This window comes from Pseudomonas sp. CFBP 13602 (assembly GCF_014842725.1).
Classification (GTDB): domain Bacteria; phylum Pseudomonadota; class Gammaproteobacteria; order Pseudomonadales; family Pseudomonadaceae; genus Aquipseudomonas; species Aquipseudomonas baltica.
In genome coordinates this window covers 111,633-125,988 of sequence record NZ_JACYVT010000003.1, presented here as the reverse complement: position 1 = coordinate 125,988, position 14,356 = coordinate 111,633, and the positions used below count along the sequence as shown (strand labels likewise).

11 protein-coding genes are annotated in these 14,356 nt (G+C 64.3%); 5 read left to right on the top strand and 6 right to left on the bottom strand.

Annotated elements, in window-relative coordinates; translation table 11 throughout:
• Positions 1-123: 123 nt before the first annotated feature.
• The 4 genes from IFU31_RS06960 to IFU31_RS06945 form a co-directional block, all read right to left on the bottom strand.
• Entirely contained in the window at positions 124-4,710 is a 4,587-nt protein-coding gene (locus IFU31_RS06960) for a hemagglutinin repeat-containing protein (protein WP_192102597.1), read from the bottom strand.
• 19 nt (positions 4,711-4,729) lie between these two features.
• Entirely contained in the window at positions 4,730-6,406 is a 1,677-nt protein-coding gene (locus tag IFU31_RS06955; RefSeq protein WP_192102596.1) for a ShlB/FhaC/HecB family hemolysin secretion/activation protein, read from the bottom strand.
• Between the two features lie 210 nt (positions 6,407-6,616).
• Positions 6,617-7,174 carry a L,D-transpeptidase family protein gene (locus IFU31_RS06950; protein ID WP_122475109.1) on the bottom strand — a complete coding sequence of 186 codons (558 nt, stop codon included), beginning with the start codon at positions 7,172-7,174 and terminating at the stop codon, positions 6,617-6,619.
• Between the two features lie 51 nt (positions 7,175-7,225).
• The gene (locus IFU31_RS06945) at positions 7,226-7,780 is read right to left on the bottom strand and encodes an NUDIX hydrolase (RefSeq protein ID WP_192102595.1); all 555 of its coding nucleotides are present in this window, start codon (positions 7,778-7,780) and stop codon (positions 7,226-7,228) included.
• Positions 7,781-7,915: 135 nt separating this feature from the next.
• On the opposite strand from IFU31_RS06945, the gene IFU31_RS06940 reads away from it, so the two are divergent.
• The 4 genes from IFU31_RS06940 to purT all read left to right on the top strand — a co-directional run bounded on the left by IFU31_RS06940 (position 7,916) and on the right by purT (position 10,605).
• A complete protein-coding gene (locus IFU31_RS06940; RefSeq protein WP_122475105.1) occupies positions 7,916-8,515 on the top strand; it encodes a CoA pyrophosphatase in 600 nt (199 codons plus the stop codon).
• Positions 8,516-8,577: 62 nt separating this feature from the next.
• Positions 8,578-9,102, top strand: a complete 525-nt coding sequence (locus IFU31_RS06935) for a gamma carbonic anhydrase family protein (protein WP_122475104.1) — start codon at positions 8,578-8,580, stop codon at positions 9,100-9,102.
• A complete protein-coding gene (locus IFU31_RS06930) occupies positions 9,099-9,299 on the top strand; it encodes a DUF1289 domain-containing protein (protein ID WP_192054624.1) in 201 nt (66 codons plus the stop codon). The genes IFU31_RS06935 and IFU31_RS06930 overlap by 4 nt, the downstream gene beginning before the upstream one ends.
• Before the next feature lie 124 nt (positions 9,300-9,423).
• Positions 9,424-10,605, top strand: coding sequence for a formate-dependent phosphoribosylglycinamide formyltransferase (gene purT / locus IFU31_RS06925; protein WP_122475100.1), 1,182 nt, complete (start codon positions 9,424-9,426; stop codon positions 10,603-10,605).
• A 63-nt stretch (positions 10,606-10,668) separates the two neighbouring features.
• On the opposite strand, the gene IFU31_RS06920 is transcribed toward purT, so the two are convergent.
• Together IFU31_RS06920 and IFU31_RS06915 are read right to left on the bottom strand one after the other, a co-directional pair.
• Positions 10,669-11,904 carry a transporter associated domain-containing protein gene (locus IFU31_RS06920; RefSeq protein WP_122475098.1) on the bottom strand — a complete coding sequence of 412 codons (1,236 nt, stop codon included), beginning with the start codon at positions 11,902-11,904 and terminating at the stop codon, positions 10,669-10,671.
• A gap of 10 nt (positions 11,905-11,914) precedes the next feature.
• Positions 11,915-12,727 carry a cytochrome C assembly family protein gene (locus IFU31_RS06915; protein WP_122475097.1) on the bottom strand — a complete coding sequence of 271 codons (813 nt, stop codon included), beginning with the start codon at positions 12,725-12,727 and terminating at the stop codon, positions 11,915-11,917.
• A gap of 167 nt (positions 12,728-12,894) precedes the next feature.
• Between IFU31_RS06915 and ffh the strand changes: the two genes are divergently transcribed.
• On the top strand, positions 12,895-14,277 hold the full coding sequence (gene ffh, locus IFU31_RS06910) for a signal recognition particle protein (RefSeq protein ID WP_122475095.1): 1,383 nt from the start codon (positions 12,895-12,897) through the stop codon (positions 14,275-14,277).
• Positions 14,278-14,356: the final 79 nt, after the last annotated feature.

Sequence of the window (14,356 nt, the reverse complement as noted above, 5' to 3'; positions counted from 1 at the left end):
CGACCTGGGGGCCGATGCACGAGAGCTACCTTAGGAAGGGTGGGGCGGACGCGATAGCGGCAGCGCGCGCGGCCCATCGTAGGATGCGGCCCAAACGGATGTCGGGCCGGCGGAGAGTCATGCTCAGAGCGCGAGTTTTTCCACGCCCCCTGTCAGATACTGAGTGCGGTTGTGCCCGCCGGCGCGGAACAGCCCGGTATCGATCATCACCTCTTCGGGCTTGTCCTTCTGCAGATGGCTGTACAGGTCCTTGATCGCACCCAGTGACGGCGTCAGCGCCAGCAGGGAGACCGTTACCAGTCGGTCGCGCGCAGTCAGGTCACTGGTCTGCATCGAGTTCGGGTCCGGATGCAGCGCAGTGCCGCTGGTCTGCAATTGTGCGCCGACCAACTGGGTTGTCCCCAAGACCTCCAGGCCCAGGGTGTCGCGGCCATTGAGTACGGTACTCTGGGCCACGGTATCGCGCAGTTCGCGACGCATGTCGAAGCCCAGCTTGGCCGAGATATCGGTGGAGTAGGCGGCATTCAACTGGTCCAGGCGCTGCTTGCCCTTGCTCCCCCACTCGCCTGCCAGCTTTGCCAGGCTGCCGATCGCGCCCCACGGATCGCCACCCTTGCCGACTTCGGCCTCGGCATTGACCTTGGTCGCGTCAACGTTGTCCCTGACGCTGACTGCCCGCAGGCTGCCCACCGAACCGCTTATTGTGCCGGCATGCACTTGCGCGCCGCCCAGCAACAGCTCGCCCGGGCTGTTGTATTCCACTGTGCCCGCGGTGAGCCTGGCGTTGGCATAGGTGTCGCTCTTGAGCTTGTCGTAGTCGAGCTTGAACTGAACGTTGAACTCATCGAGTGCGTAGGACTGCTTCGCGCCGCCTGAATGGCCACCCAGGCTGAAGGTGGCGGAAATCAGCTTGTTGTCGCGATCGCTGGTCGACCGCGCGGCGATCACGGCGATACCCCCCTTGCGTGCGTCCAGCTTGATCCGGTCGGCCGTGGCGTGCAGGCCTTCGAGCAGTATCGCTGCCGCATGGTCACTGCCTGCCGTGACCGCCATGTCGTTGAGCACATGCCACTGTGCGCCGCGACGCAGTGCCGAATCCTCCGCAGTCTGACCGAATTCGAAGCCTGCGCTGCCTGCCACCGGCAAGCCGCCTGTCGATGGCCTGGCGCTGACCTTGAGCGAACCGCTGCCGCCATAGACATTGCCTTGGGCCCTGGCAGTGTCGATGCCGGCCAGTGCCACGACACTCTGGCCAGCGTCGATCGACAGGCTGCCCACCGGCGTCTGTTGCGAGCCGATGGCAGTGCCCTGCAGCATCACGTTGCCTTGCGCGCTCAATGTAACGGCGCCGGGGGTGTCCAGCCTGGCGCCGACGGCGAAGGTCTGGGTACTGTCGAGTACGGTGTATTGCCCGCTGCCGCCGATGGCGCCACCCTGAACCACAGGGGCTGGTGCGACCACCCCATTGAGCTGCGCTGCGCCCCGCCCGCGCGTGCCATCGTCATGCTTGACGATACTGTTGCCGGCTTGCAGGAACTGCAGGTTACCGCCGCTGTGGATCTGGATTGGCCCCTGCACACTGCTCATGACCGTGCCTTCATACAGGCCATCGGTGCCCAGCTGGATACGGATGCCGTTGTTGCCGAGCAGACTGCCGACTACTGCCGTATCCACCGTCTTGTATTGTGCGCTGCTGTGACCGCGGGCTGCGGCGCCCATGGCCCAGTCGGCGCCGGTCGAGGTTTCCAGCCTGGCAATGGCGTCCACCCCCAACGCGTCGATTGCGCTACGCACGCTGTTTCTGGCAGCGTCCATGACATGCCTGTCCGCGCTCAGCGCGATGGCGCCGATCGTGCTTTCGTACTGGGTACCGATATCGTGCAGCTTGCCGGTCACAGCGATATCGAGCTCACCCCCCTTGAACTGCGACACCCGGGCAATGTGCGTCAGCGACTGGGTATTGCGGTCCAGGTAGTCACCCTTGAGATTGATGCCCACGCTCCACGGCAGCAGGCCATCCTCCAGGCCACTGGCATACAGGCTGGTCTGGTCGACCCCGCTCCACAGCTTCTGTACCTGACGGGTAATGGCGCCGTAGTCCAGCGAGCTGCCCGCACTGAGCTTGATCTTGTTGTAGTCCAGGGCGGTCTTGGTGCTGTCGGTAACGGCCTGATTGTGGACACGGTCGGCGCGCACCTTCAACAACTGGCCTGCTTCCACCTGCGCGGCCTGGGTGGTCAGTGCCTTCGCGGTCAGGCGTACGTCGTTGCCGGCCTTGATCGAGCTGCGCGTGTTTACGTTCTCGCTGCGGCCGTCGGTGTCGGTCTGCAAGGCGAAAGCGGCGCCGGTACCGAAACGGTCAACGCCCGCAGTGATCTCGTAACCCACCGTTCTTCCGGTTTCCTGGTTGCGGAAACTGCGTTGCGCCTCGGTGGCCAGAATGCGCATGTCATCGGCATCGAGCAGCACGTTCTGTTCGGCTTGTACCGACGAGCCGACGATGGCCAGGCCCTGCCCGGCCTCGAGTGCGACGTTACCGCCCTTGAGCTGGCTGGCTTGATGCGTGTTCAGCCGGGCGGTGTCCAGCGTCCACTGTTGGCGCATCCCGGCACCGGCGTCCCACTGCCCGGCAGATCCCTGTGCGTCGCCTGGCTGGCCGGAGCCTGGCGTGGTCTGTTCGCCGAAAACGGTCAGTTTCCAGTCCTTGCCCTTGAGGGTGGATTCGCTGCTCTGCTGGCCGGCAGCGACCATCAGGTTGCGCTCGGCCTTGACCGTCAGATCGCCAGCGGTGGCAAGGCTCGATCCCACGATCAGGGTGTCGCGCTTGCCGTCCAGAAGCAGGGCGCCACTGGCGCTGAGGGAGCTGCCTTGATAGGTACTTTGCCTGCGGTCGTAGCGGCGGTCGGACGCGCTGAACAGCGCGGTGTCCTGGCGCGCATTCTCGATACGCTGGTGGGCTTGGGCACCTTGTACCCTGAGGTCTTGCGCAAGGCTTCGCAGGTCAATGTCCCGGGCCTCCAGCTGCGCGGCTATCAGGTCCACGCGATCGGCCTGGGCGGCGAGCTTGCCATTGCCTGCGGCAAGCCGGCTGCCGCGGTGGTCCAGGGTCTGCTCGCGGTCGTGCAGTTCGGTCGCCGAACGGCGGACGATCACGTGGCCCTCGCGACTGTCCTGCGCAACCGAGCCATGCAGAACGACGGTACCGATCTCCACCGCTTCGGTTGCTGCGATGTTGAGGTCGCTGCGACTGTTCAAGTCGCTGCCCATGACTGTTATTGCCCGTCCCGTGAGGCTGATCGATTGGCCGTCGATCAGCGTCGAGGCTGCGCTCTGAGTGGTCTGGGTGGCCGTGCTGTCCAGGCGTTGAGCGCCCTGGCGTCGGTTGCTGACGGTGACGCGGTCAAGCCTGCGGTCGACGTTGGCGGTCAGCTCCAGCGTATTGCCCGCGCCAATGTCTACGTCGCCGAGGCTGTTGACGTGGGTGGCGGCGAGCCTGGCATCGTTGCCCGCAGTCAGGGTCACGGACTGCGTGGCGTTCAGCGCATTCGCCAGATGCTCGGTATGCGTCAGCTCGACGGTGGTAGTGGTCGCCCCTGCAGGCAGGATGTACCAGTCGTTCTCCACACCGCTCCTGCGGCTGGATTCGACGGTGCGGGTCAACGTATCCAGGTTCAGATCGGCACCGGCGTCGGCGCTGATCGACGCGCCACTGATCGCCACCGACTTGATGTTCAGGTTCGCTGCCGAGCTCAGCCGCACATCGCCAGCGCCGGCGTCGAGTACACCCTGCGTGGCCAAGCCATCGCGCTTGGCGGTGCTGATCATGTTCAGTGCGCCCTGCGAAGCGATCTCGATGCCTTCACGCGCTGCGGTCCGACTGATGCCCATGTTGATGCCGGCACCTTCGCGGGTGCTCAGAATATTGATGCGATTGGCGTGCATGGCGCCCATCAGGCGCGCGTCGGTACTGAACGCGTTCTGCTGGACGTGGCTGACCTTCAGATCGCTGGCATCGACCTTGTGTGTGCCCAACAGAATGTCGAGCTTCTGCGCTGCGCTGATCGGCCCGCGCTGGTCGATCGTGGGGGCGATCAAGGCCAGCGAACCGCCGTTCACGGTCACCCCGCGGGTGTCTACCTTCAGCGCGGTGCGGGGGTCGATACCACCGTCGGTATTGAGCCCGGTGATTCTGCCGTTCTCGATCTGCGGCCGGCCAACCAGAAAGGTCGCCTGTTTGTCCATTTGCAGGTTGATCCGTGCGCCATTGAGCGAAATCCCGTTGGGGTTGCTCAGTACATAGTCGGCCGCTTGGCCGAAGATCACTTGTTCACCGTTGATGTCGGAGCGGCGTCGGCCGATCACTTCGTTGAGAATGGTGCTTGCCGCCTGGCCCTTGAACTGGCCGTTGGCCCGCACATTCAAGAATTCGCCGGCGACGTGCGCACGGCCGGCCTGCAGGCTGTTGTTCAGCACCACGCCGGGGACACCGACGTTGTATTGCTCGTAGCGGTTGTGCGAAAGACCGGCGGCATTGGGCGCCACGATGTCGACAATCGGGGCGGCACCGGCATTGGTCATGACGATCGGTTTGGCACCCGGCTCGAAGGCCGGCTGGATGACGTCGGCGCTGGCCATGTAAGGCGCCAGTACGACACCGGCGATTGCCAGGCGCAAGGCGTCGCGCTGAACACAACGTGATGGTTTGGTCATGGGGATATCTACCTGTTTTTCAGAAGACTTGCGAAAGCCCGAAGGTCCAGAAACCTGGTTCCGACGAAGCGCTGGCACGCCGATGCAGGCCGCGCTGATAATCCAGAGTGATCTGGCCGTCTGCCCAGCTCAGGGTGGCCCCGGCGCTCAAGCCGATGGCGTGCTGGGTCTCGACCTGGTTGTACGTGTGCCGGCCCCAGCCCGAGTCCAGCCCCGCTTGGGGGATCAGGTACAGGCCTTGGGCGAGTAGCTGCGAAGTGCTGAGGGTGTTGCGCAACGTGGCCCCCTTGGAGACCGGCTGGCTGTCCAGGCGATAGCCGCGCACGCTGGCGCTGCCGGCCAGGCGCATCTGCTCCAGGCTCGGTAGCGGGTCTGGGCTGTACTGCATGTCCAGTTCGCTGCTCCACGCCCAACGTCGATCGAGCAGATCGAACAGCGATCGGCGAGTGACGGTACCTCGGTATTTTTCGAAGTGCGGTTGCGGCGCGTCATGCCGCAGGGGTGTGCGATCGCCCCCCAGCCAACCCTGCCCGCGGGAGTAGCCGAGGGCGCCACTCCACACCGAATCACCCAGGTGAGTCAGGTTGAGCCCGACGCTGGCGACGCTCAGCGTGGTGCGACCGTTGCGTACGGTAGTGCCGTCGAACAGCAGATCGGTACGGGTCTGGTCCAGGCGCAGGTGCCCATTGAGCAGGGTCGTCTGGTTGCGCCACAGGCTGCGATCCAGCTTCAGGCCATAGCTGTCCAGGCTCTGCGCCACCTCATGGCGGTTGGGCAGCGGGGCGCGGGATTCGAAACGACTCGCCGAAGCGTTCAGGGTCCAGCGCCCGTAGGGTATTTCGTAGAACATCCCGCCTTGGCGACTGCGGCCCGATCCACCGTCCAGGCTGTTGGCATAGCTGGCAGCCAGCGAATCATTGAGACGAAACGGGTTGTCCAGGCTCAGGCTCAGCTGTGCCTGGTGGCGCCCCGATGCATCGCTGCCACGGTTGTTCAGTCCGGTGCCCAGGGTCCAGGATTTGTGCGTGCCCTGTGGGCGCAGAACGATTCGCGTACCCCCCACCTGCTCGCCGGGAGCGATGTCCAGGATCAGGTCGACGGAGCGCAGCCGGTTGAGCTGGTCCAGGCCACTTTCCACATCGGTGAGCTTGAGCGGGCGACCGATCATCCCAGGGAAAGCGCTGCCCAGCGCCAGGTCGTCACTGCCGTCGGCGATTTCAATGGATTCGATGAAGCCTTCGAGCATGGCGATGACCAGCTCGCCATCTGCTGCGGGCATGCGAACGATATAGGGCCTGGCGGCGATATAGCCGGCCTTCACGTAGGCACCGGTCAAGGCCAGCAGCATCTGGTTGATGTCATCGACGCCGCTGCACGGCGCCACCCATGGCTGCAGGACACCTTGCAGCGCAGCGGTGTCCAGCAGCTGGTTGTCCTGCACGCGCACCGCGGACACCGGCCAGCACTCGCCATCACCTTGCTCGACCCGCTGCGGTGCGCGGCTGGCTGGCTCCGCCGCGTCTTCACGAAGGGTTTCCAGCCGTTGCGCCTGTTCGGCAGCGGCGCGCTCGTGGCGCTGGGTATCGAACTGACGCAGGATCTGGTCATTCAGCGGTTGCGCGCCGGTTTCGCCCAGCGCCATGGCGGGTGCGAAAAGCAGTGCGGATAACAGCCGGTCCTTGCGGAAAATCGTCATTGCAGCCCAGCCCCAATCGTCGACCAATCAATAGGCGGCCACTTTAAGAGGGGGGACTTCCCAGGGAACGGGCAGGGGAGAGGGGTTGTTGGTAGGAAGAATCTGACAGACAGTAGGAAAGGGCGGATTCGAAAAAGGAACCAGTTGTAGGATGGTTCCTATGACAGCTGAAGGAAGGTCAAGGCTGGGTCGGTAAAGAGAACGCCGTGCTCACGGCCGGATCTCGATCATCGTGCCGTCCTTGACCAGGCTCCACACCTCCCGCATGTCGTCGTTCTTCATGGCGATACAGCCATCGGTCCAGTCCAGGGTGGCGAAGTACCATTCCGGGTACTCCTCGTCGATCGGCGTGCCGTGGATCATGATCATGCTGCCCGGTGGAACGCCCTCGCGGCGGGCGCGGGCCGAGTCGCTGATGTTGGGATAGGAAACGTGCATCGCCAGGTTGAAGCGATCGCTGACCTTGCGCCAGTCGAGCCAGTAGAAGCCCTCGGGCGTGCGCTTGTCGCCCTCGCGCGCCTTCGCGCCCTGGGGTTGCTTGCCCAGCGAGATGCGGTAACTCTTGAGCGGCTCGCCACCGCTGATCAACTGCAACTGGCGACTGGTCTTGAGCACCAGCACCTTGTCGATCGGGTCCACGCCCAGGCGCTTGCTCGATTGCACCGCAGGGGCGATCTGGTCGACCGGCTTGCGTTCAACGGTAACGGTGAAGGCAGCCTGGGCGCTCACGGCGAAGCACAGGCAGAACAGGGCGGTCAGGCAACGCATCTATGGGATATTCCTGCAATGGAAACGCGCCGCTGGCGCCGGTGCGATGGGTCAGGCCTGTGGCCAGCGCGCGAGCAGCGGCCCCAGGCACTCGTTGCGAACCGGGTAGCTGTGCTCCAGCCGGTCGGCGAAATAGTATTCTAAGGTACGGCCGACGGTGGGGAAAGCCAGCTCCGCCCAAGGGATCTGATTTTGCGCGAACAAGCCCACTTCCAGGCTTTCCTCGCCCACGGCAAACGAAGGCTCGGACATTTCGGCTCGGTAGAACACCTGCACCTGGCTGATGTGCGGCAGATCGAACACGGTGTACAACGCAAGGTTGGTCACCTGTGCGCAGGCTTCTTCGACGGTTTCCCGGCTGGCAGCCTGTTGCAGCGTTTCGCCGTTTTCCATGAAGCCTGCCGGCAGGGTCCAGAAACCACGGCGCGGCTCGATGGCCCGGCGGCACAGCAAGACCTGGTCCTGCCACACGGCGATGCAGCCCGCGACCACTTTGGGATTCTGGTAATGGACGAGGTGGCAATGCCCGCAGACGAATCGGGGGCGAGTATCGCCGGTAGGGATGCGCAGGGTTACCGGGTTGCCGCAATGGCTGCAGAAATTCATGCTCAGATCCTTGATGGCTGCCGCTATCTTGGCCGTAGTGCCGAGGTGCCGCAAGCCTGCGGCACGGCAAATCGAGCTTGGGCTGCCAGCGGCTTTTGGTGCATCATGCCAGCAGGCCACGGATCGAGAAACGCCATGCTGGACGAGCTACTTCGCCGAGTGAGCAACCATACCCCACGCACACTGGAAACCGACAGCCGTTTTCCCGAAGCGGCCGTGTTGCTGCCCATCACCCGCAGCGACGAGCCCGAGCTGGTGCTGACACTGCGCGCCTCGGGGCTCTCGACCCATGGTGGCGAAGTGGCTTTCCCCGGCGGACGCCGCGACCCGCAAGACCCTGACCTGATATTCACCGCTCTGCGCGAAGCCGAAGAGGAAATCGGCCTGCCGCCCGGGCTGGTGGAAATCATCGGTCCGCTCAGCCCGCTGGTGTCCAAGCACGGGCTCAAGGTCACGCCATTCGTGGGCATCATTCCCGACTATGTCGAATACCGACCCAACGATGCCGAAATCGCCGCGGTGTTTTCCGTGCCGCTGGAGTTCTTTCGGCAGGACCCACGCGAGCACACCCACCGCATCGATTACCAGGGTCGCAGCTGGTACGTGCCCAGCTATCGCTTCGGCGAGTACAAGATATGGGGATTGTCGGCGATCATGATCGTCGAACTCGTCAACCTTATGTATGACGCCCGGATCAGCCTGCATCGGCCTCCCGAGCATTACACCGCCATCTGACCGTCATCTGAACGTAGTGCGGCGGGGCGCCGTGCCGACCATTGCCGCGTCGAGGAGATCACATGAAATACCGTCTGGGCGACTCGCGCGTCGAAACCCATCCCGACAGCTGGGTCGCACCCAATGCCACCCTCATCGGCAAGGTGCGCCTGCAGGCCGGGGCCAGCGTGTGGTTCGGCGCCGTGCTGCGCGGCGACAACGAGCTGATCGACATCGGCGAGCACAGCAACGTGCAGGACGGCACCGTGATGCATACCGATGCCGGCGTGCCGCTGACCATCGGTCGCGGCGTGACCATTGGCCACAATGCCATGCTGCATGGCTGCACTGTGGACGACTTCAGCCTGATCGGGATCAACGCCGTCATTCTCAACGGCGCCAGGATCGGCAAGCACTGCATCATCGGCGCCAACTCGCTGATTGCCGAGGGTAAGGAAATTCCCGATGGATCGCTGGTCATGGGCTCCCCGGGCAAGGTCGTGCGTGAGCTGAGCGAAGCCCAGAAGCGCATGCTCGAAGCCAGCGCCGCGCACTATGTGCACAATGCCCAGCGCTATGCTCGCGAACTGATCGAGCAGGACTCGTGAACCCTCTGCCCAAGCCGGTCAAGTCTCCCTGCATCAGTGTCTGCGCCCTGGATGAGCAGGATGTGTGCACGGGCTGCCAGCGCACCGCCGCGGAAATTACCCAGTGGGGGCGCATGAGCGACGACCAGCGCCGCGCCGTGCTGCGCCTCGCCCATGAGCGAGCCGTGGCCCAGGGCCTGGTATTTGCGGGCGGCTGATCCGGCCCTTGCCTGTGGGCGGCGAGACTGGCGCACGCAAAGCCGCGTTGAGTTAAAATGCCCGCCCCTGTCGGGTCGGCCTGCGTGCTGCCCCTCGATCCAGACGATTCCCTGAGGACCTGAAATGACCCGTATCGGAACCCCCCTGTCGCCGACCGCGACCCGCGTACTGCTGTGCGGCTGCGGCGAGCTGGGCAAGGAAGTGGTGATCGAGCTGCAACGCCTGGGCGTCGAAGTCATCGCCGTAGACCGTTACGCCGATGCGCCGGCCATGCAAGTGGCCCATCGCAGCCACGTCATCAACATGCTCGATGGCGCCGCCTTGCGGTCGGTCATCGAAGCGGAAAAACCGCACTACATCGTGCCCGAGATCGAGGCCATCGCCACCGCCACGCTGGTGGAGCTGGAGTCCGAAGGCTTCACCGTGGTGCCGACTGCGCGCGCAGCCCAGCTGACCATGAACCGCGAGGGCATTCGCCGCCTGGCCGCCGAAGAGCTGGACCTGCCGACCTCGCCGTACCATTTTGCCGACACCTTCGAAGACTACGCGCGGGCCGTGCAGGACCTGGGTTTCCCGTGCGTGGTCAAGCCGGTCATGAGCTCTTCGGGCAAGGGCCAGAGCCTGCTGCGCTCGGCGGCCGATGTGCAGGAAGCGTGGGACTATGCCCAGGAGGGCGGCCGCGCCGGCAAGGGCCGTGTGATCATCGAAGGTTTCATCGACTTCGACTACGAGATCACCTTGCTGACCGTCCGCCACGTTGGCGGGACGACGTTCTGCGCACCGGTTGGCCACCGGCAGGAGAAGGGCGACTATCAAGAGTCCTGGCAGCCCCAGGCGATGAGCCCGGTGGCCCTGGCCGAGTCGGAGCGGGTGGCGCGTGCAGTGACTGAAGCCCTGGGTGGGCGCGGCCTGTTCGGCGTCGAACTGTTCATCAAGGGTGATCAGGTGTGGTTCAGCGAGGTCTCGCCGCGTCCGCACGATACCGGCCTGGTCACCCTGATTTCCCAGGATCTGTCCCAGTTCGCCTTGCACGCACGCGCCATTCTCGGGTTGCCGATCCCGCTGGTTCGTCAGTTCGGGCCATCCGCCTCGGCGGTGATCCTGGTCGAAGGCAACTCTCGCCAGACCGCCTTCGACAACCTCGGCGCGGCACTGGCCGAACCGGATACGGCGCTGCGTCTGTTCGGCAAGCCCGAGGTCAATGGGCAACGGCGCATGGGCGTGGCCCTGGCCCGCGACGAATCGATCGAGGCAGCCCGGGCCAAGGCCACGCGCGCCTCGCAAGCGGTCAAGGTCGAACTGTAAGGTCTGAGTCGACCGGTGCCTGCCGAGCGGCGGCGCCGGTTTTGCGAGGGCGCGACACCGCCGTCACGCTGCTGGCAGGCTGCTCGCGTGCCATATAAGCACCCGTGACGCGCGGTTTTCCTCGGTCTCGAGAATTTCCATGCGATAGCGACCGATCTTCAGGCACACCGCGCTGGCCGGAATGCTTTCCAGCGCCTCGGTGACCAGGCCGTTCAAGGTCTTGGGGCCATCGCTGGGCAAGTGCCAGCCCAGGCTCTTGTTGATGTCGCGAATGGAGGCCTGGCCTTCGACCACGAAGCGGCCATCCAGCTGCGGATGGATATGCGGATTGGCCAGCGCATCGTCATCTTCGAACTCGCCGACGATCTCTTCCAGAATGTCTTCCAGGGTGACGATGCCCTGCACCTCGCCGTATTCGTCGACGACGATGCCCAATCGGCGTTGCTGCTTGTGGAAATTCAGCAGCTGCATCTGCAGGGGCGTGCTTTCCGGAACGAAGTAAGCCTCATAGCAGGCGGCCAGCAAGGCCTCGATGGTGAGTTCGCGGTGCGGCAGCAGGTGGCTGATCTGGCGGGTATTGAGCACCCGTTCGACATGGTTGATGTCGTTGTGGAAGACCGGCAGGCGGGTATGGCGGCTGATCATCAGCTGGTCGATGATCTCGTCCAGCGAATCTTCCAGGTTGATGCCGTCGATTTCGTTGCGCGGCACCAGGATGTCGTTGACGGTGATCTTGTCCAGCGCATGGATGCTGTTGGCCAGGTGCGGTTTGTTGCTGCGCGCTTCGGCGGCCAGTTCGTCCAGCACACTGCGCGGTATGGCAGGCTCCTGCTGGGCGCCTTTGCCGGGTTCCTTGCGGGCGAAGGGCACGACCAGCAGCCGTGCGGCGCCGTCCAGTAGCCATGCCAGCGGCCAGACCAGCTTGAGTGGCGGCGCCAGCAACGCATTGGCCATGCCGATGAACGGCCGCGGGTAGCGCTGGGCAAGGCGGCGTGGCAGGTAGTCGGCCAGCACCAGCAGGGCGAGCGTGGTGCCCAGGCCACCGAGCCAGGCGCCATGGGCGCCGCGCAGATAGATGCCAAGCGTTACCCCCAGGGTCACCGCCATGGCACGGGCCAGGGTATTGAGCAGCACCAGGCTGGGCAGCGGCGCCTGCAGCGCCGGTCGATCGCCATTGCGCCCGGTAGGGCGCTGTGCGGCCAGCGTGTGCAGCGCGGCTTCCACTGCGCAAAGCAGCGCGGCGAGGAGAATTGCCAGCGCCAGCGCGCCGAGCATCGGCCCTAGGGGCAGAGTGTCCATGGGTGACCTGTCAGATGTGCAGAATGTATTCGCGAACCAGCTTGCTGCCGAAATAGGCCAGCATCAGCAGGCAGAAGCCGGCCAGCGTCCAGCGAATGGCCTTGTGCCCGCGCCAGCCCAGGCGATTGCGTCCCCACAGCAGCACGCTGAAAACGATCCAGGCCAGGCAGGCGAGCAGGGTCTTGTGCACCAGGTGTTGCGCGAACAGGTTCTCGACGAACACCCAGCCTGAAATCAGTGACAGCGACAGCAGTGCCCAGCCGGCCCAGATGAAACCGAACAGCAGGCTTTCCATGGTCTGCAGCGGCGGGAAATTCTTGATCAGCCCTGCCGGATGCTTGTGCTTGAGCTGGTGGTCCTGGAGCAACAGCAGCAACGACTGGAACACGGCGATGGTGAACATGCCATAGGCCAGGATGGACAGCAGGATGTGCGTGAGAATGCCTGGCTCTTCGTGGATCAGCGGTGCAGTCCCGCCGGGCGCGAACTGGGCGATCAGAATGGTCGCCAGACCCAGGGGAAACAGCAGCACCAGCAGGTTTTCCACGGGTATCTGGCTGGTGGCCAGCAGGGTCAGGGCGATCACCGCCACGGCGATCAGGCTGGCCGCGCTGAAGAAGTCCAGGCTCAGCCCCAGGGGGGTGAGCAACTGCGAGAACAACGCGCAGCCGTGGGCAATCACGGCCAGGAAGCCGAACAGGTAGAGCACGCGCTTGTCAGCCTTGCCGCCTTGGCCGATACGGGTTGCCTGATAGGCAGTCGCAGCGGCGTACAGGCAGGCGGCGGCGAGGGTGGGGATTAGACTGGGTGACAAGGGGAGCATAGGTCCTGTGGAGCACAAGCCGGAAAGTGCCTGAGTTTGGCATCAAATGCCCGCCGACGAAAGACTGCATACCGCGCAGTGTCCGTGGCACCCACTCTTGGTTATAATCGCCGGCCTGCTCTTGCCGCCACAACCTCGGCTCAACCAGAGCCAGAAAGGATCGCGACATGTTTGAAAACCTTACAGACCGCCTCTCGCAGACGCTTCGCCACGTTACCGGCAAAGCCAAGCTGACCGAGGACAACATCAAAGACACCCTGCGCGAAGTGCGCATGGCGCTGCTCGAAGCCGACGTCGCCTTGCCGGTGGTGAAGGACTTCGTCAACAAGGTCAAGGAGCGTGCGGTCGGCACCGAGGTTTCGCGCAGCCTGACCCCAGGCCAGGCGTTCGTGAAGATCGTCCAGGCCGAGCTCGTCGAGATGATGGGCGCGGCCAACGAGGAACTGAGCCTGGCGGTGACCCCGCCGGCGGTCATCCTCATGGCCGGCCTGCAGGGTGCGGGCAAGACCACCACCGCCGGCAAGCTGGCGCGCTACCTCAAGGAGCGCAAGAAGAAGACGGTGATGGTGGTGTCGGCAGACGTCTACCGCCCGGCAGCCATCAAGCAGCTGGAAACCCTGGCCAACGATATCGGCGTGACCTTCTTCCCGTCGGACATCAGCCAGAAGCCCGTGGACATCGCCAACGCCGCGATCCGCGAGGCCAAGCTCAAGTTCATTGACGTGGTCATCCTCGACACCGCCGGGCGCCTGCACATCGACGCCGAGATGATGGGCGAGATCCAGCAGCTGCACGCGGCGGTCAAGCCTGCCGAAACCCTGTTTGTGGTCGACGCCATGACCGGCCAGGACGCAGCCAACACGGCCAAGGCCTTCGGTGATGCGCTGCCGCTCACCGGTGTGATCCTGACCAAGGTCGACGGCGACGCTCGCGGCGGTGCCGCACTGTCGGTGCGTGCCATCACCGGCAAGCCGATCAAGTTCATCGGCATGGGCGAGAAGAGCGAAGCGCTCGAGCCGTTCCACCCCGACCGCATCGCCTCGCGCATCCTGGGCATGGGCGACGTGCTCAGCCTGATCGAGCAAGCCGAGCAGTCGCTGGACAAGGACAAGGCCGACAAGCTGGCCAAGAAGCTGAAGAAGGGCAAGGGCTTCGACCTCGAAGACTTCCGCGACCAGCTCGTACAGATGAAGACCATGGGCGGCCTCGGTGGCCTGATGGACAAGCTGCCGAGCATCGGCGGTGTGAACCTCTCGCAGATGGGCAACGCCCAGAACGTTGCCGAGAAGCAGTTCAAGCAGATGGAAGCCATCATCAATTCCATGACCCCGGCCGAGCGCCGCGACCCCGAGGTGATCAGCGGCTCGCGCAAGCGTCGCATCGCCATGGGCTCGGGTACCCAGGTGCAGGACATCGGTCGCTTGATCAAGCAGCACAAGCAGATGCAGAAGATGATGAAGAAGTTCTCGACCAAGGGCGGCATGGCCAAGATGATGCGCGGTATGGGCGGCATGCTGCCCGGCGGCGGTGGCGGCATGCCCAAGATGTAACCCATTGCGTCGGTACGAGAACCCTGTGGGAGCCTGCTCCCACAAGCACATCCCTCTTGCCGATGAATACCCTGGCCAT

Bases quoted from the DNA above. Each gene is read 5' to 3' on its own strand.
- IFU31_RS06960 (WP_192102597.1), bottom strand. From the start codon at position 4,710: ATGACCAAACCATCACGTTGTGTTCAGCGCGACGCCTTGCGCCTGGCA.
- IFU31_RS06955 (WP_192102596.1), bottom strand. From the start codon at position 6,406: ATGACGATTTTCCGCAAGGACCGGCTGTTATCCGCACTGCTTTTCGCA.
- IFU31_RS06950 (WP_122475109.1), bottom strand. From the start codon at position 7,174: ATGCGTTGCCTGACCGCCCTGTTCTGCCTGTGCTTCGCCGTGAGCGCC.
- IFU31_RS06945 (WP_192102595.1), bottom strand. From the start codon at position 7,780: ATGAATTTCTGCAGCCATTGCGGCAACCCGGTAACCCTGCGCATCCCT.
- IFU31_RS06940 (WP_122475105.1), top strand. From the start codon at position 7,916: ATGCTGGACGAGCTACTTCGCCGAGTGAGCAACCATACCCCACGCACA.
- IFU31_RS06935 (WP_122475104.1), top strand. From the start codon at position 8,578: ATGAAATACCGTCTGGGCGACTCGCGCGTCGAAACCCATCCCGACAGC.
- purT (WP_122475100.1), top strand. From the start codon at position 9,424: ATGACCCGTATCGGAACCCCCCTGTCGCCGACCGCGACCCGCGTACTG.
- IFU31_RS06920 (WP_122475098.1), bottom strand. From the start codon at position 11,904: ATGGACACTCTGCCCCTAGGGCCGATGCTCGGCGCGCTGGCGCTGGCA.
- IFU31_RS06915 (WP_122475097.1), bottom strand. From the start codon at position 12,727: ATGCTCCCCTTGTCACCCAGTCTAATCCCCACCCTCGCCGCCGCCTGC.
- ffh (WP_122475095.1), top strand. From the start codon at position 12,895: ATGTTTGAAAACCTTACAGACCGCCTCTCGCAGACGCTTCGCCACGTT.